Below are 16,651 nucleotides of genomic sequence, written 5' to 3'. Positions count from 1 at the left end.
GGTAACGTCTGGTCTGCGCCTACGCCCAGGCCTTCGGCCGTGCCAACAGCCACGCCGCGCTCACCGCCAGCAACAGCAACGGCAACCAGCCCAGCTGGCTCGGGCCGCTGGCCTGCAACAGCACGCCGCCGGCGACGCCACCGCCGGCAATCGCCAGGTTCCAACCGGTCACCAGCATCGACTGCGCCAGGTCGGCGGCAGCACCGGCACGGCGTGCGAGCGCGGTCTGGAACAGGGTCGCAACCGACCCGAACGCCATGCCCCACAGGATCGTCGCCAGCAGCAGCGGTGTGGCCTGTCCTGGCCACAACAGCAGGGTCAACACCGGCAGGATGAAACCGATCACGGCCGCCCACACCAGCGTGCGCAGATGACGGTCCACGCCCCAGCCGGCAATGCCGATTCCAACGATGGCAGCCACGCCAAAGGCCAGCAGCAGGCGGTCCAGCCATGGACCGGCACCGGCGTCCACCGCCAGCGGTTCGATGTAGGTGTACAGCACGTTGTGCGCCAGCACGTACAGCACCATCACCGCCAGCGCGCTGCGTACGCCGGGCATGTGCCACACCGTGCCCAGTGACATGCGCTGGCCGGCACCGGTGGCGGGCAACGCCGGCAGTGTCCAGCGCGCGTACGCCAGCAGCCCGACACCCAGTACGCTCATCAACGCGAACGCCCAGCGCCAGCCGATCTGCTGGCCCAGCAACGTGCCCGCCGGTACGCCCAGCGACAGCGCCAGCGGTGAACCGACCATCGCCACTGCGATCGCGCGGCCCTGCAGTGACGGCACCACCATGCGCGCCGCGTAGCCGGCCACCAGCGACCACAGCAGGCCACCACTCACACCGGCCAGGAAACGCGCGGCAAGGATCAGCGGATAGCTGCTGCTCACGGCGGTCAGCGTGTTGACCACCACGAAGCCGGCTATCGCCGCGAGCAGCAACGGCCGCCGCGGCAGGCGCTGGGTCAGCGCGGTCATGGGCAGTGCGGCCATCACCGATCCCAGCGCGTACACGCTGACCAGCTGGCCCACCGCCGCATCACTCACGCCCAGGCTCTCGCCCATCGGCCGCAGTACACCGGCGGGCAGGGTCTCGGTCAGCAGGGTGATGAAGCCGCCACCTGCAAGCGCCAGCAGGCCGGCCCACGGCAGGTGTGTAGCTTCGCCGGCAGGACTCGCCGCATCAATGGCATGGCCGCTCATCGTGCAGCCTCCAGATCGGCATAGACGGCGTCACGCAGTTCATCGACGAAGGCGCCATCCATGCCTTCGTACAGGGTGTTGGTCAGCGCCACCACGCTCAGCCCACGCGCAGGATCGACAAACCAGCTATGGCCGTAGGCACCGCCCCAGCGCCAGGTGCCTTCGCTCTGCGGTGTGCCACTGGCGGCGGCATCGCGCAGCACCGCAAAGCCCAACCCGAAGCCCCAGCCGGCCGGTTCCGGCGGCCCCTGCTCGCCCACCTGCGGGCTGGCCATCTCCGCCACCAGCGCGGGCGGCAACAGATTCGAAGCTTGCACATCGCGCAAGGCCTCCAACACCGCCATCACCTCGTCGGCGCTGCCAATCAATCCAGCACCGGCCGAAGGGAAACGGCTGGCATCGGTGGCGCGCGCGAGGCTGTACTCGATGCCGACGGTGCCCTCGAATGGAGCGACCACCTCGCCTTCCTGCAGGCGATGCGGCTGCGGCGCGTCGGTGACATAGGGCGTGGCCAGCCGCGCAGCATCGTCGATGGCAAACGCGCTATCGCGCAGGCCCAGCGGCGTGGCCAACAGGCGTGCGAACAATGCCTGCAGCGTTTCACCAGTCGCGGCTTCAGCCACGGCGCCCGCGACGTCCACGCCCAACGAGTACAACCATTGGCTGCCCGGCGCGAACAGCAGCGGCGCCTGCGCGATGCGATGCACGTTGTCGGTCAGCGTCAGCGGATTCGCATCCATGCCATCGCTGACGCCGGCCTGTGCGTACGGGCCATCCGCATCGGCTTCGAGGAAGCGGTAACCCAGCCCGCTGCTATGGCTGAGCAGTTGGCGCAGGCTGATCGGCGGCGTGCTGCCATCGGCCAGCGCCGGGCGGAAGTCCGGCAGCCAGCGCTGTACCGGCGCATCCAGGTCCAGCACGCCTTCGGCTACCAGGCGCAGGATCACCGTGGTCAACAGCGGCTTGCTGACCGATGCCAGCCGGAACAACTGGTCGCGCCGCATCGGCGTGGCCGACTCGCGATCGGCCAGCCCGGTCGCGCTGGCGTGGCGCAGCACACCGTGCTCGCGCACCAGCACCACCGTACCGACCAGGCGCTGTGGGTGGACCTGCTGCAGCAGCCGCTGCACCGACGGCAGCGTCGGCGCAGGTGCAAGGGAAGGAACAGCGTTCATCGCGGTGATCCGTGGGGAGAGGCTCGCCACGTTAGGCACCACGCCCCCGTGCAAAAAGCCGGTTGCCGCTCCGGGCATCATGGACCGTGCAGTCCGCAATCGGCATGATGGCCGGAACTGCAAGGCCGCAACGGGCTCCACACCACTTCGCACCACAGTGTTGCGATGGCGGAGCCGTCCGCTACAGCCGCGCCGACCTACCCTGCCGCTTTCATTGCCCGCACGCCCATGTCAGTCCTGGACAACCTCGCCAATCTGCAGACCTTCGTGCACGCGGCCGACACCCGCAGCTTCGTCGAGACCGGGCGCCTGCAGGGCATCTCGGCCTCGGCCGCCGGCAAATGCGTTGCCCGGCTGGAACAGGCACTGGGCGTGCGCCTGTTCCACCGCAGCACGCGCAGCATCACCCTCACCGCCGAGGGCCAGCTGTTCCTGGCACGCTGCCGGCGCATCCTCGACGAGCGCGATGCCGCGCGCACCGAGTTGGCGCAACCGCATGCCGCACCAAGTGGCACGCTGCGCATCGGTCTGCCGCTGGTGGGTGATCTCACTCTGCCGCTGATGGCCGAGTTCATGTCCGCGTATCCGGACATCCGCCTCGATCTGGATTTCAGCGACCGCCTGGTCGATGTCATCGAGGAGGGTTTCGATGCCGTGCTGCGCGTCGGCGAGCCCAGCGACTCACGCATGAACGCACGACGCCTGGGCGTGTTCCCACGCCGCATCGTCGCCTCGCCGGCGTACCTGCAGCGGCGCGGCACGCCGCGCACGCCGGCCGATCTGATGCAGCACACGCTGCTGCACTATCGCTTCCCCAGCACCGGCAAGCTGGAACTGTGGCCGATCCACTGGCCCGACCATGAAACACCGCAGGAACTGCCAGTACACATGGTGGCCAACACCATCGAAGCGCGGGTGGCGCTTGCATTGCGCGATATCGGCCTGGCATTCGTGCCGGTACACTCGGTGCGCGATGCACTGGCCGACGGCCGGCTGGTGACCGTGCTCAACGAGCATGTGCACTCCTGCGGCATCTTCCACCTGCTGTGGCCCTCCGGCCGCCACGTGCTACCGAAACTGCGCGTGTTCATCGACTTCGTCAGCGCGCGCTTAGAAACCGTGCCGTAGGAGATCGATCCACCCCATGCCCGGCCCACAGTAGATCCACGCCATGCGTGGATGCCTTTGTAGAGTCGCGCCATCAAACCATTCAGCCAGCCCCGCTATACTGGCCGCTCATTCCTCCCAGAGGCTCGCGACCAATGCGCCATTGATGCCGCCGTCTTCACAACAGACGGCCTGACTCTTCCCGCCCCTGCGCGCAGGGGAGAACCCGGCATCCATGGAGGTCGCATGACCCCGTATTCCCTCACGCTCGATCGCGTGTCGTATCGATTGGCCGACGGCCGTGTGCTGTTTTCCGATCTGACGTTTTCCTTCGAACCGGTTGCTACCGGCCTGGTCGGTGCCAATGGCGCTGGCAAAAGCGTGCTCGCACGCCTGCTGGCCGGCCGGCTGTCGCCCGACAACGGCCAGGTACGTGGCAGCGGCCGCGTGTTCCTGTTGCCGACACCCGGTTATCCACCCGCCGGCACGGTCGGTGAACTGGCCGGTGTGGGTGAAGCGCTGTCCGCGCTCGCACGCATCGAAGCCGGCAGCGTCGATGAGGCCGACTTCGCCTGCATAGGCGACCGCTGGGATCTGCGTGAACGCCTGCAGCAGCAGTGGCAGGCGCTGGGCTTGCCCGATGATCTCGATCACGCCCAGCCTGCTGCGCGCCTCAGTGGCGGCCAGGCCATGCAGGTGGCGCTGTCCGGCGCCTGGGCCAGCAGTGCCGGCTGGCTGATCCTGGACGAACCCAGTAACCACCTCGACGCACGCCATCGCCAACAGCTGTACGAACAGTTGCAGCAGTGGCGCGGTGGCCTGCTGGTGATCAGTCATGATCGCGAGTTGCTGGGCCGAATGCAGCAGATTGTCGAACTCGATGGGCGTGGCCTGCATCGCTATGGCGGCGCATGGCAGCACTACGCCGACACACGCGCCGCCGAACGTGAAGCCGCCACCGCCCAGCTTGACCATGCACGTGCGCAGCATCGGCAACAGCAACGCAGCGCTCGCGAACAACACGAACGTCAGCAGCAACGCCAGGCACGCGGCAATCGCGATGCGAAGCAGGCCAACCAGGCACCGATCCTGCTTGGCCGGCAGAAGCAGCGCGCCGAAGCCAGTCATGGGCGCGCGCAGCAGGTGCAGTCCGAACGCCTGCAGGCCAGCGCAGAGCAACTGCGCGCAGCGGCCTCGGCGGTTCACACCGCGCCGGAACTGGCGCTGTTTGCCGGTGCGGGGGAACGTGGCAGCACGCGCCTGCTGCAGGCGCAGGATCTGATCCTCCCACATGGCTGCAGCGCCCCGTTGCAGCTGGAGATCCGCCGCGGCCAGCGCATTGCCGTGGTCGGTGACAACGGCAGCGGCAAGTCGACACTGCTGCGGGTGCTGGCGGGTCAGCTGCCCGCGCGCGATGGGACCGTGCAACGTCACACACCGCTGGCGCTGCTCGATCAGCAGCTGCTGGGGCTGTCCGGCGAATGCAGCATCCTCGACAGCGTGCAGGCCGCCAACCCGAGTGCCGACCCCGGGGAGCTGCGCACGCGCCTGGCCCTGTTGGGTCTGGACGCACAGCGCATCCAGCGCGCCGCCAGCAGCCTCAGCGATGGCGAGCGGGTGAAGGGTGCGCTGGCCAGCGTGTTGTACGCCGATCCCGCGCCGCAGCTGTTGCTGCTGGACGAGCCCGGCAATGCGCTGGATCTGAGCGCATTGCAGGCGTTGGAGGAACTGCTTGCGGCGTGGCCGGGCGCGCTGGTGATGGTCAGCCACGACCGGCACCTGCTGCAGGCGTTGCGGCCGACCCAGGTGCTGCACGTGAGCACCGAGGGCTGGCAGTGGCATGACGCCTTGTAGATCCACGCATGGCGTATCGACCCGGGGTAGTGCCGGCCGCTGGCCGGCAGCCCAGGAAACCTCAATGCACCATCAGCGCTTCCACACCGGGAACGCCTGTGGCATCTGCTGCCACAGCAGCGGCCCCGCCCGCAGCTCCTGGTCATTGAGCAGGCACGCATCCAGCTCCGCGCGCACCGCACGCTCATCCATGTGCACACCAATCACCACCAGCTCCTGGCGGCGATCACCCCACAACGGGTGCCACAGCCGCTGCATCGCCGTGTGCGCGGCTGCATCCGGAAACTCTTCCAGCCCCGGCAACGGTGCGCTCCAGCAATCGGCCTGCTGCCGCGCCCAGCCGAGGTCGCTGTAGGGCAGCGGTGTCGGCGGCAACAACGGTGCGGTGTCTTCCAGGCCGGCACGCACGCGGTCGCGCGCGGCGTACCAGAAGCCCGCCGCCTGCGTCCGCGTCGCGGCGCCCACGGTGTTCAACTCGCCTACCCAATCCATGCGGTTGGCCAGCCAGAACCAGCCCTTGCTGCGGATCACGCCGGGCATGCCCGACTGCAACGCGCGGGCGAATCGCGCGGGGTGGAACGGACGCCGCGAACGGTAGACGAAGCTGCCGATGCCGTACTCCTCGGTTTCCGGTGTGTGCTCGCCCCGCAGTTCCTTCACCCAGCCCGGCGCACGTTGCGCACGCTCCATGTCGAAGCGGCCGGTATCCAGCAGCTCGGCCAGCGGCACATCGCCGAAGCTGGACAGCAGCAGCTTCGCGTCGCGGTTCAGGCCACGCAACACGGCCAGCGTGTCCTGCAACGCTTCGTCATCCACCTGGTCCACCTTGCTGACCACGATCACGTCGGCGAACTCGACCTGCTCGCATAGCAGGTCAACCACACTTCGATCATCCTCCGGGCCGGCCTGCTGGCCGCGCTCGGCCAGTCGCGACGTCGAGCCGAAGTCGGCAAGGAACGCGCTGCCGTCGACCACCGTCACCATCGTGTCCAGCCGCGCGATATCACTCAGGCTGAAGCCATGTTCGTCGCGCACCGCGAAGGTGGCCGCCACCGGCATCGGCTCGCCGATGCCCGTCGATTCGATCAGCAGATAGTCATAGCGACCGGCATCGGCCAGACGGCGCACTTCCTGCAGCAGGTCATCGCGCAGCGTGCAGCAGATGCAGCCGTTGCTGAATTCCACCAGCGTCTCTTCAGTGCGGCGCAGCTCGGCGCCACCTTCGCGCACCAGCTGCGCATCGATGTTGACCTCGCTCATGTCGTTGACGATGACCGCCACGCGCAGGCCCTCGCGGTTGCGCAGGATCTGGTTGAGCAGGGTGGTCTTGCCGGCCCCGAGGAAGCCGGACAGCACGGTGACCGGAAGGCGACGGTCGGCGCGGGAAACAGTGTTCATGTCGGAGCGGGTTGGCTGCGGAACGGAAATGTTACTGTATAACAATTGTTGCGCAAGGAACCTCCGCCGATGAAGTCGCCTTCTGCCGCCCTGCTTGATGCCGGCGCGGTCGCCCTGTCCAGCCTGTGCCTGCTGCACTGCCTGGCGCTGCCCCTGCTGGCCGCCGCGCTCCCCCTGTTCGGCGCGTGGGCCGAAGCGGAATGGGTGCATCTGCTGTTCGTGGCCATTGCCCTGCCACTGACCGGCTACGCGCTGTGGCGGGCCGAGCGCCGTCACCCACTGCCCGTGCTGGCCTGGGCCACCGCCGGCGCCGGGCTCGGCCTGCTGCTGGCCGGAGCGCTGGCCTTGCCCTCACATGACTTGGAAACGCCGATGACGGTCACCGGCAGCCTGCTGCTGGCCGCCACGCATATCTGGAACGCGCGGCACCGGCACGCGGGGTAGTGCCGGCCGCCGGCCGGCAACCGCATGAGCTTCGGACGCAACCTGCAGTTGCCGGCCAGCGGCCGGCACTACCCCTGCTATTTGCCGTAGCGGCGCAGCAGCTCCACCAGCACCGCAGCCTCGTCCGCCCGCTGCTGCGGGTCATCGGCACCCACCACGTGTTCCTGCAGGTGCTCGTGCAGCAGCTCCATCAGCAGGCTGTGGGCGGCACCGCGCACGGCGGCGACCTGCACCAGCACGTCCGCACAGTCGCCGGCTTTACCCTCGGGCTGGTCCAGCGCCTGCTCCAACGCCGCCACCTGGCCCGCGATGCGGCGCACCCGGGTCAGCAGCTGCTTTCGATTCTTGTGTACATGCGCCATGGCGGGATCATATACCCTATAGGGGTATCTACTCCAGCTCCCGCCGCCATGCACTTGGACGCCCTCGCCGCCGCCCGTCGCCACGAACACCGCTTCGACGACGGCAACCCGCTGGCCGAACGCAATACCCGCCGCGCCCTGTGGCTCACCGTCGTCATGATGCTGGTGGAGATCGTCGGCGGCTGGTGGTTCAACTCCATGGCCGTGCTCGCCGACGGCTGGCACATGAGTTCGCACGCGCTGGCGCTGGGCCTCTCGGTGTTCGCCTACCGCTGCGCGCGCCGCTACGCGCACGATCCGCGCTTTGCCTTCGGTACGTGGAAGATCGAGATCCTGGCCGGCTACACCAGCGCCATCGCACTGCTTGGCGTCGCCGCGCTGATGGCCGTGCAATCGCTGGAACGGCTGTGGGTGCCGGCACCGATCCATTACGACGAAGCCATCGCCATTGCAGCGGTGGGCCTGGGCGTGAATCTGCTCTGCGCCTGGTGGCTGCACGACAGCCCGGGCCACGCGCATCACCACCACGGGCATGACCATGGCCATCATCACGGGCATGACCACCAACACCAGGATCACGGCCATGCGCACGGTCACGACCTCAATCTGCGCTCGGCCTACGTGCACGTGCTGGCCGACGCCGCCACCTCGGTGCTGGCCATCGTCGCCCTGCTTGGCGGCAAGCTGCTGGGCCTGACCTGGCTGGACCCGGTGATGGGCCTGGTCGGCGCCGTGCTGGTGACGGTCTGGGCGATCGGCCTGCTGCGCGACAGCGGCCGCATCCTGCTCGACGCGCAGATGGATGCGCCGGTGGTGGCCGAAGTGCGCGAGGTAATCGAACACGGCCCGTGGCCGGCGCGCCTGGCCGACCTGCACGTCTGGCAGGTGGGTCGCGGCAAGTACGCGGTCAGCGCCAGCGTGGTTACCAGCGACGCCCGTCTGGATGCCGATACCGTGCGCAACGCGCTGGCGATTCATGAGGAGCTGGTGCACGTGACGGTGGAGATTCACCGCAGCGCATGATCCACGCCGGGTAGTGCCGGCCGCTGGCCGGCATGGCATGCTCCGGCCGCCGCTGACCAGTAGAGCCAGGCCATGCCTGGGTGCGTTGCCCACAAGTCGAGCATGGCTTGTATGTTCCTCCCGGCTCCTACGAGGTATGTAGGAGCCAGGGTGGAGGGACCGTCAAGCATGCATCTGCGGATACTAGCCGACAGACGAGTCGAGCGATCCCCATCCCGCACACGAACGTCGATAAAGGATCGTACGGCCCCCAAAGGGGATCGTCGATGTAGGCAAGCTAACGTCGGTGCGGTACCACCCCAGCCCCTTAAAGATAGCTGGGAGCCGTACAAATGTCTGATTCTCTCGATATTGGCGTGGACGTGGACTCCAAGGAGTTCGTACCGGCAGTGGCCGACCGCAAGGCCGGCGACAGGATCGCCAACACCCGGGCCGGCATAGCCCAGTGGCTCAACACCTTGCCCCAGCGATGCCGGATTGGCATGGAGGCGACGGGGCGGTACTACGAGTTGTTGGCTCGGATGGCTGGCCAGGCAGGCCACGTTGTCTATGTGATCAATCCACGTCTGATCAAGCACTACGGCCGGGCGACGGGCTCGCGTGGCAAGACGGACGCCATGGACGCCGAAGCGATCGCCCGGTACGTGAAGAAGGAGAACGATCGCCTGCGTGAATACGTACCGCGTACCGACGAGCAGCAACAGATGCACGATTTGCTGCGCAAGCGGCAGACGCTGGTAAAGACACGCGCGCGCCTGGAGCAATCCTTCGGGGTAAGCAAAAGTGCCCCCGGGGAGCTGTCAGATCTGTTCTGCGCTCTGGCTGGGACGCTGTCCGAGCTGGAAAGCGAACTGCAGCGCTTGGGTCGCGATGGAGAGCATGGCACGCTCTACAAGCGCCTGTTGACCATCCCTGGTATCGGCCCCGCCGTCGCCGCTCACCTGATCTACTACATGACGCGCTGGCCGTTGGCCAACGCCAACGCGTGGATCGCCTGCACCGGCCTGGATCCCCGGCCCAACGAGTCTGGCGGCAGAACGGGACGGCGTCGGCTGTCCAAACAGGGCGCGCCAGTGCTGCGCCAGATGCTCTACATGGCCGCAATGGGGCTCAAGCGGTGTCGCCAGGGGCAACCGCTCTACGACGAGCTGTCAAAACGCGGTCACCCCAGCACCGCCGTCTTCAACATCCTGGCCAGAAAGCTGGCCAGGATCGCCTGGGGTGTCTTCAAAAGCGGCCGGGACTTCGATCCGGCCATGCTGAAGGTGGGTCAAGCCTGCTTCCAGCAGGCTTGACCACGAACATAGGATCTCGACTCTACAACTACAGCTTCAACATCATCCGCAGCAGGTACATCAGCAGCGGCAGCGCGCTCAGCACTGCACCACCGATGCCGATCCACGGCCAGCGCTCGCCGCGCACGCGCGAAGCCACCGCCAGACCGCAGCCCACCAGCGCCGCGCCCAGCACCCCCACGCCCAATCCCGCAGCCATGCCATTGCCGCCTGCGGCCACCGCCGCCTGCGCAGCGAGGCTGCCCGCGCCCCAGCCCACCACGATCCCCAGCCAACTGGCCACGCCGCACCACGGTGCCTTGCCCTTCGCCATCCGAAAACCCCTGTGTCCTTGCCGAATTTCTGTACGGACCACGCCCGTGCGCTGCCTACACTAGCCGCACCTGCCCCGTCGGGACATCCCATGCGCACGCTCCACCTGCTGCTGCCAGGTGCCCTCCTGCTGCTCACCGCCTGCAGTGGTGATGCCGGGCTTCCTTTCAGCGCCGACCCGTTGCAGGGCTGCTTCGCCACCGGCGCGCGCAAACCGGCCGACTTCCGCATCGACAAGGAAGGCGGCCAGTACTTCGTCTCCTTCAGCCGCGGCGAGCAGTGGCAGCGCGAGTCGAATGCCCTGCACAAGGCCTCCCGCAGCGAAATCAGCCGCTACTTCCGCGATGACGCCGAGCAGATCGACAGCGCATTGATCCGCATGGCCGGTGGCTTCGGCATCTTCCACTTCAACAAGGGCGCGACGCTGAAGGGCAAAGCCAGCGACAGTGACTACATGGCACTGATGCTGATCGGGGCCGGGCCGGTGTATGCGGTGAAGTGTATTTGAGCAGTTGTTTGCGACAGCTTCTTTCGTAGTTAACAGCCCGAAGCATAGGAAAAATTTCAAAACAACGATAACTGGATAGGTGTCTCGTCGGGCGACCAGAACTCAGTTCAGCATCAGCTCTCCATCCCAAAAGAGGAGCTGAGACATGAAATTGAAGCAGTTCGCCTTTTTGATAACAGCCTTTCTGCCCGCGACCGCCATTTGCGCTAGCGAGCGTCTAAGCATAGATGTCGTAGTAGCGAATCCAGACGGAAGTGTCAGCGTAGATAGGACAAGCAGCTGGCCAGACTTCAATGGCGGCATCGTGGACGTAACGCAGCGCCTGAAACAAGATGATTTTGGGAGACTCAGCTATCGCTATGAAGATCAGAGTAGAGCCACGCAGCTCTATCACCAAGCCTATTGCGAGTCGGTGGAAATGGCACCCTCAAGCGGTACCATGACGTTGTCGGGCCCCTCCACCGGCTGGTCATGCTACAGCGATGATCCCGCGCCCCCTGCCGACCCTTTGAACAGTATTGATTGGGCAACGGCGACTGCACCGAGTGGGCAGGTACCCGTTGGTCAGAATATCTTTCCCATTGGGAGCGGGAGCTGGGAGAGCTCTATTGGCGGCATGAGGCGCTCAACCCTCAGCGTAGACAATGGACGCTGTATTGCACAGGAAACCGACCACTACGCAGGGCCATTCAGAGGCAGAACCCAATTTGGCGTCAATTGCTATTTTTCGCAGTCCAAGTTTGCAAACACCATGATGGAGACCTGCATCCCCAAACAATGTGCCACCAATAGAGGGACGATCTTCGCTCAATAGCTCCTAGAGGGAGATGCCCATGCCCAAAGGCAGGGCATCTCTCATCCATGCATAAACGCCATATACTCGTTGCCAAAGGACTGACGAAATGACATTCAGTCTTGGACATTGGAACATGCTGCCCCTCCTGCTGATGGCCGGTGCAATACAGTCTCAGGGTGCCTATGACGAAGTCCGGGAACTGCCCGACGGCCAGACACTGATATTGCGCACCCTGGACTGGGATCTCGGCGATGGTCGCCACGAGCGCGTTACCGTGCATTGGCTGCTGCAGGAAGACGGCAGCCTGCGCTACGACTTTGATCGGCAGCCACCGGAAACCCAGGACGCTCATCGTCGCTCATGCGCGCGGCAGGGCATGCGGCCCTCGCGTGGCGTCGGCATGATTTCAGGGGAAGGAACCACACACGGCTACAGCTGCACCAGCCAGCTGTAGAGCCGAGCCCACGCCCGGTGCCGCCATGCCGGCACCCACGCGTGGCGTGGATCTACCGCAACAGCAGCCACGCGTGGCCCCGGCAACAGCTGCGGTACCATGCCCTCCCCCGAACCGCCCCGGTACCCGCCGTGCCCCATTACACCGGCCCCCTGCTGACCCGCGACAGCGCTGACACCCTGCGCCGTGCCCATGACAAGGGCGCTGCCGACTGGCAGGGCTCGCTCGACCTTGGCCGCAGCGAGGACAGCGTGGTGCTGGATGCCGACGGCTTCCACTTCCGTGGCCAGCGCTACCCGTGGCCGGGCAAGCTGAAGGACCGCACGCTGTACTACTGGGATGGCGAGGACTTCGCACCTATCTCGCGCTACAGCAGCTCGCTGATCAAGCTGGTGCCGACCGAATGGGGCGCACCGACCTTCGAGATCGACGGCATCAAGATGCTGCCGACCTCCAAGCTGTCACCGTTCGAGGATGCGCGACGCAAGGTCGAGCTGGTCGCCCCGGCCGGCAAGGTCATCCTCGATACCTGCGGCGGCCTGGGCTACTTCGCCGCCTGCGCGCTGGAGGCCAGCGTCGGCCAGATCCGCTCGTTCGAGAAGAATGCCGACGTGATGTGGCTGCGCACGCTCAACCCGTGGTCGCCGGACCCGGACTCGGCTGCGGCCGGTGGCCGCCTGCAGTTCAGCCACGGCGATGTCTCGCAGCAGATCGAACAGGTGGCCAGCAGCAGCGTCGACGCGATCCTGCACGACCCGCCGCGCTTCGGCATCGCCGGCGAACTGTACTCGCAGGTGTTCTACGACCACCTCGCCCGCGTCATCCGCAAGGGCGGGCGCCTGTTCCACTACACCGGCGCGCCGAACAAGCTGACCAGCGGCCGCGACGTGCCGCGCGAAGTGGCCAAGCGCCTGGAAAAGGCCGGTTTCAAGGCCGAGCTGGCGCTGGACGGCGTGCTGGCCGTCAAGCGCTGAGCTTCATTCCGAGTCAACCTTCGCCAGCTTCATCACCCACTTCGGCACTTCCGGTTCACCGGCGTAGAAGTCTTTCGGCTTCTTCTCGGCCATCGCCCAGCGGTGCAGCCAGCTCGGGCCATAGCGACCGCTGTAGCCCTCGGCGCCGCGCGCGTAAGCAGGATCGCGTATCGCCTCATCCAGTGAAACGAAGCGATAGCCGCGCCGCTTCGTCGCCGCCACCAGTTCGGCGAAGGTGGCTGCATTGAGTTCGTTGGCATGCATCAGCCAGACCTGCGGCAGCGCGTAGCCCAGCAGCGCCTGCGACTGCTTCTCGTAGTAGTCCAGCTTGTTCAGCATGTACGGCACATAGCCCTTGCGCAGCTGCGCCAGCGTCGCCTCGCGCGCCGGGGAATCGGGCTGCTCGTTCATCACGTTGGCATAGGCAAACGCCCATACCCACTCCCCGTTGTCGACCGTCACCGGTGCCACGCGGTAGCCGTGCTGCTTGAAGAACATGTCCATCTCCGCGCGTTCTTCCGGTGTGCGTCCGGCACGCAGATAGGGATGGCGCATCCACTGCGGTTTCAGTCCACGTTCGGCCAGCAACGGCCGCAGCACCGTTTCACCACGCAGGAAATCCTGCTGGAACGCAGGCACACCCCTGGCGTTCAGATCCATGTGCGAATACGTGTGGTTGCCCAGCACATACCCGGCGTCCAGCCAGTCGCGCAGCATCTGCACCCGCGCGGGCTGCACGTGTCCGTTGATCTCAAGCTTGTTCTCGTTGACGAAGCCGACCACCGGCACACCCGCCTGGCGAAGCTGGGCCATCAGCGCTTCGTGCCGCGACTGCAGGTCCGGCGGAACGATCTCATCCACCCGCGCCCACGGCAGGTCGTCGATGGTCATCGCGATCCGGCGATCCACCTCGGCGGCGTGTACCGCCAACGAACACAGCAGCAATGGCACCGCACGCAGCAACCAACGCATCAGCACATCCTTGCAGGGGCGAAGTGCTGACTCTAGCGCGATTGCGGGCGCGCGGCCGGCCCCACACCCGCTATGGGCCGGGCGACTGCTCCTGACGTTCGCGCACGATCGCCCGCCACAGCATGAATCCTGCAGCCATCGCCATCAGCATCAACGCGACCAGCACCAGGGCAAGATCATCGGGATTGCGCAGCAGCGGTGCATGCTCATGGGTGAGGATCTCGAACACCACCTGCTGCGCCTGTGCCAGCGGCAACCGGCCCTGCTCGCCCAGCTCCACCAGGCACGCCGCTGGGGACAACTTGGCCACGCCAGTCCATGCCAGGTCGTACAGGTGCAATGCCCTGAGGGCCAGCGCCAGGATCGCGGCGTGCAGCGCCATCAGCCCCCAGTTGGCACGTCGCAGGCGTTCCGACAGGCGGCCCAGCCGGTAGACGCTGATCGACATCGCGCCCAGCAGCGCCAGTACCACGCCCGCCATCGGAATCCACTGCAAGGGTTGCCACGGTGCAAGCGCAGTGGACCGCGCCAGCAGTTGTTCGGCCACCTGCATGCGCGCGACAGGGTCGGGCCCGCCGCATGCGTCATCCACCGGCTCCAGCAGCAGTCCCACACGGTAGTGGAAGAAGCCGACTGCAAGGGCTACCGCCAGCAGCGCCACCACCTGCAGTGCCAGCAGGATCGGGCCAGGACCACAGATACGACAGAAGCGGGTAGCAGCAGAGACCATCGGTTCATCCATGACAACAAAGGACCATCCTAACCAAGCGCCCTGTGCTTGTCGGCTGGCGGATACGACAACCGGCGCGCGGTCCCGGTAGGATGTGGATGAGCATGGATGGTCGTATGTAGAGGTGTTGTGGATGGTCACGCTGTATCTGTGGGTGCGAACGCTGCTTCCGCTGCTGGCGTTCGTGATCGCCTGGATGCTGCTGTCGCGCCTGATCAAGGCCCGCGTGGCGCGCCTTCCACGGGTTCCCTTGAACCTGCCCGAGCACAGCAGCAGCCCACGCAGGAAGGACCGGCGCATCTACGCGCGAAAGCTGCGGCGAAAGCCAGGTCTGCGTACCGCAACTCGCCCGGCCTCCGCGCCGCGCAGCTGGAACCTCGCAGCGCTGTTCGTTTCGCTCTTCGCGTTGATCGCCACCGTGCTGGTCGTGCCGGATGGCGCGCGCTTCCAGGTCATGGTCGAGAGCATCACCGGCTACCCGGCTACGATTGCTGAAGTACATGTTCCCGCTGCCGGGCAGCCCCTCGTACTGCAGGCCTGGCAGCCAGCACTGGCGCAACTGTCGCGGCCGGTAACGATGCGCTACCCGATCGGACGCACCGGCGGCGAGCATGATGCGCACGCCACGCTGCCGGTTCAAGTGAGGCATCAGGGTGATCGGCTGCAGGTGGCTACGGCCGCGCCGGTGGATTCCGAGCTGCTGCGTGCAGAGCTTGCGCACTTGGCGGGGCTGCCGACGGAGGCAATCACCGTCCACCAGAGCGAGATCTCACCCTGGCTGGAACCCGGCTGGACGCCGCTGGACGGCATGTAGATGCCGGGCCAAGCCAGGCTGCTGTTGCAGTAGATCCACGCCATGCGTGGATGGGCACCGTGCGGGGTCGAACACGGCTCGACTCTACAGATCAGGATCCGCGCGGCAGCTTCGCGGCCCACATGTTGTCCACCAGATTGGGATAACGCCGCCCGTTCTCTTCCGCACGCTGCCGGGCTGCCTCCTTCTGCGCAGGCGACAACGGCTGCGACGTCTGGCCCTTGGGATTGGGCTTCTTCCACGGGGGCGTCTTCGGTTCACGCATGGCCGCAGCTTACTGCTTCAGGAAGTTCAACAGCGCCAGATTGAAGTGATCAGCATGACTGGTGTTGCAGCCATGCGGCGCGCCTTCAAGGATCACCACTTCGCTGCCCGAAATGGCTCGGTGCGTGCGCTGGCCAGAACCTTCAAACGGCACGATGGCATCGCTGTCACCGTGCAGGATCAAGGTCGGCACCGTGATCTTCTTCAGGTCTTCGCGGAAGTCGGTGGTAGCAAACGCCTTCATGCACCCCAGCGCTGCGTTCTGGTCGGATTGATGGCACAACGCGATCGCCGCCTGACGCGTCTCTTCGGTCACCATCAACTGGCCATGGGCGCTGAAGAAATCGCGGGTGAAGCCATCGAAGAACGCCTCACGATCCTTCTCCAGACCGCTGCGCATTTCATCGGCCTTTTCCTGGGTGAGCGGGCCATCCGGGTTGTCATCACTGCGCAGCAGATACGGCGGCACCGCAGCAGCAAACACCACGCTGTGCAGGCGCTCCTGCCCGTGGTTGGCCACATAGCGCGCCACCTCACCGCCGCCCATCGAGAAGCCGACCAGGGTGACGCCGTGCAGGTCACGCTCCTCGATCACCCCGGCCAGGTCCGCTGCCAGCGTGTCGTAGTCATAGCCCTCGGCCGGCTTATCGGAACGGCCGAAGCCGCGCCGGTCGTAGCTGATCACCCGGTGTTGGGCGTCGCGGAGGATCGACACCTGCGTCTTCCATGCGTCGGCGGACAGCGGCCAACCGTGAATCAGAATGACCGGGCGGCCGTCGCCACCAGTGTCTTCAACGTGCAGGCGGACGGGGGAAGCAGGCATGGAACCTCCTGTGGAAGGGGAGGATTTCAGACTATGGGCCGGCCCCTATCGCGACCGTGATGGAATCGCCGGTCGCCATGACATCCCCTGCACAGACCACGGCCCCGACGTTGGAGCCGAGCCGCCAATGCGGGCATTCACT

The 16,651-nt window shown here is 66.1% G+C and carries 19 protein-coding genes; 10 read left to right on the top strand and 9 right to left on the bottom strand.

Going from position 1 to position 16,651, the window contains the following annotated elements; translation table 11 throughout:
• Positions 1-19: 19 nt before the first annotated feature.
• Both ACZK2R_RS02080 and ACZK2R_RS02075 read right to left on the bottom strand, forming a co-directional pair.
• A complete protein-coding gene (locus tag ACZK2R_RS02080) occupies positions 20-1,204 on the bottom strand; it encodes an MFS transporter (protein ID WP_180838305.1) in 1,185 nt (394 codons plus the stop codon).
• Positions 1,201-2,379, bottom strand: a complete 1,179-nt coding sequence (locus tag ACZK2R_RS02075) for a serine hydrolase domain-containing protein (protein ID WP_180838304.1) — start codon at positions 2,377-2,379, stop codon at positions 1,201-1,203. The genes ACZK2R_RS02080 and ACZK2R_RS02075 overlap by 4 nt, the downstream gene beginning before the upstream one ends.
• Positions 2,380-2,607: 228 nt before the next feature.
• Between ACZK2R_RS02075 and ACZK2R_RS02070 the strand changes: the two genes are divergently transcribed.
• Positions 2,608-3,507, top strand: a complete 900-nt coding sequence (locus ACZK2R_RS02070) for a LysR family transcriptional regulator (protein WP_180838303.1) — start codon at positions 2,608-2,610, stop codon at positions 3,505-3,507.
• A 225-nt stretch (positions 3,508-3,732) separates the two neighbouring features.
• Positions 3,733-5,340: an ABC-F family ATP-binding cassette domain-containing protein gene (locus ACZK2R_RS02065; protein WP_180838302.1), complete on the top strand. Its 1,608-nt coding sequence runs from the start codon at positions 3,733-3,735 to the stop codon at positions 5,338-5,340.
• Between the two features lie 72 nt (positions 5,341-5,412).
• Here ACZK2R_RS02065 and ACZK2R_RS02060 read toward each other — a convergent pair whose 3' ends face one another.
• Positions 5,413-6,738 carry a GTP-binding protein gene (locus ACZK2R_RS02060; RefSeq protein ID WP_180838301.1) on the bottom strand — a complete coding sequence of 442 codons (1,326 nt, stop codon included), beginning with the start codon at positions 6,736-6,738 and terminating at the stop codon, positions 5,413-5,415.
• 69 nt (positions 6,739-6,807) lie between these two features.
• On the opposite strand from ACZK2R_RS02060, the gene ACZK2R_RS02055 reads away from it, so the two are divergent.
• Positions 6,808-7,182 carry a MerC family mercury resistance protein gene (locus tag ACZK2R_RS02055; RefSeq protein ID WP_478487735.1) on the top strand — a complete coding sequence of 125 codons (375 nt, stop codon included), beginning with the start codon at positions 6,808-6,810 and terminating at the stop codon, positions 7,180-7,182.
• A 77-nt stretch (positions 7,183-7,259) separates the two neighbouring features.
• Here ACZK2R_RS02055 and ACZK2R_RS02050 read toward each other — a convergent pair whose 3' ends face one another.
• A complete protein-coding gene (locus tag ACZK2R_RS02050; protein WP_005407873.1) occupies positions 7,260-7,544 on the bottom strand; it encodes a metal-sensing transcriptional repressor in 285 nt (94 codons plus the stop codon).
• Positions 7,545-7,592: 48 nt separating this feature from the next.
• Between ACZK2R_RS02050 and dmeF the strand changes: the two genes are divergently transcribed.
• Complete coding sequence (gene dmeF / locus ACZK2R_RS02045; RefSeq protein ID WP_180838299.1) at positions 7,593-8,567, top strand: CDF family Co(II)/Ni(II) efflux transporter DmeF; 975 nt, start codon at positions 7,593-7,595, stop codon at positions 8,565-8,567.
• A 332-nt stretch (positions 8,568-8,899) separates the two neighbouring features.
• Complete coding sequence (locus tag ACZK2R_RS02040; RefSeq protein WP_132809226.1) at positions 8,900-9,862, top strand: IS110 family transposase; 963 nt, start codon at positions 8,900-8,902, stop codon at positions 9,860-9,862.
• A 28-nt stretch (positions 9,863-9,890) separates the two neighbouring features.
• Here ACZK2R_RS02040 and ACZK2R_RS02035 read toward each other — a convergent pair whose 3' ends face one another.
• Positions 9,891-10,175, bottom strand: a complete 285-nt coding sequence (locus ACZK2R_RS02035; RefSeq protein WP_004139696.1) for a hypothetical protein — start codon at positions 10,173-10,175, stop codon at positions 9,891-9,893.
• A gap of 90 nt (positions 10,176-10,265) precedes the next feature.
• On the opposite strand from ACZK2R_RS02035, the gene ACZK2R_RS02030 reads away from it, so the two are divergent.
• The 4 genes from ACZK2R_RS02030 to ACZK2R_RS02015 all read left to right on the top strand — a co-directional run bounded on the left by ACZK2R_RS02030 (position 10,266) and on the right by ACZK2R_RS02015 (position 12,906).
• Positions 10,266-10,682 (top strand): hypothetical protein, encoded by a 417-nt coding sequence (locus ACZK2R_RS02030; protein ID WP_180838297.1) that lies wholly within the window; start codon positions 10,266-10,268, stop codon positions 10,680-10,682.
• A gap of 145 nt (positions 10,683-10,827) precedes the next feature.
• Entirely contained in the window at positions 10,828-11,496 is a 669-nt protein-coding gene (locus ACZK2R_RS02025) for a hypothetical protein (protein WP_125895019.1), read from the top strand.
• A gap of 115 nt (positions 11,497-11,611) precedes the next feature.
• Positions 11,612-11,932 (top strand): hypothetical protein, encoded by a 321-nt coding sequence (locus ACZK2R_RS02020; protein WP_125895021.1) that lies wholly within the window; start codon positions 11,612-11,614, stop codon positions 11,930-11,932.
• Positions 11,933-11,973: 41 nt separating this feature from the next.
• Entirely contained in the window at positions 11,974-12,906 is a 933-nt protein-coding gene (locus ACZK2R_RS02015; protein ID WP_343205452.1) for a class I SAM-dependent methyltransferase, read from the top strand.
• Positions 12,907-12,909: 3 nt separating this feature from the next.
• Here the strand turns inward: ACZK2R_RS02015 and ACZK2R_RS02010 are convergent, their stop codons facing one another.
• Both ACZK2R_RS02010 and ACZK2R_RS02005 read right to left on the bottom strand, forming a co-directional pair.
• Complete coding sequence (locus ACZK2R_RS02010) at positions 12,910-13,878, bottom strand: polysaccharide deacetylase family protein (protein WP_180838295.1); 969 nt, start codon at positions 13,876-13,878, stop codon at positions 12,910-12,912.
• 70 nt (positions 13,879-13,948) lie between these two features.
• Positions 13,949-14,608 (bottom strand): hypothetical protein, encoded by a 660-nt coding sequence (locus tag ACZK2R_RS02005; protein ID WP_180838294.1) that lies wholly within the window; start codon positions 14,606-14,608, stop codon positions 13,949-13,951.
• 133 nt (positions 14,609-14,741) lie between these two features.
• On the opposite strand from ACZK2R_RS02005, the gene ACZK2R_RS02000 reads away from it, so the two are divergent.
• Entirely contained in the window at positions 14,742-15,422 is a 681-nt protein-coding gene (locus tag ACZK2R_RS02000; protein WP_180838293.1) for a hypothetical protein, read from the top strand.
• 91 nt (positions 15,423-15,513) lie between these two features.
• Here the strand turns inward: ACZK2R_RS02000 and ACZK2R_RS01995 are convergent, their stop codons facing one another.
• Both ACZK2R_RS01995 and ACZK2R_RS01990 read right to left on the bottom strand, forming a co-directional pair.
• Positions 15,514-15,687, bottom strand: a complete 174-nt coding sequence (locus tag ACZK2R_RS01995) for a hypothetical protein (RefSeq protein ID WP_097048477.1) — start codon at positions 15,685-15,687, stop codon at positions 15,514-15,516.
• Between the two features lie 9 nt (positions 15,688-15,696).
• Entirely contained in the window at positions 15,697-16,509 is an 813-nt protein-coding gene (locus ACZK2R_RS01990) for an alpha/beta fold hydrolase (RefSeq protein WP_180838292.1), read from the bottom strand.
• Positions 16,510-16,651: the final 142 nt, after the last annotated feature.

Source organism: Stenotrophomonas sp. 96582_Sma (assembly GCF_056480905.1).
Note: the sequence above shows the minus strand (reverse complement) of the source record. Positions and strands in the feature narration are given on the sequence as shown.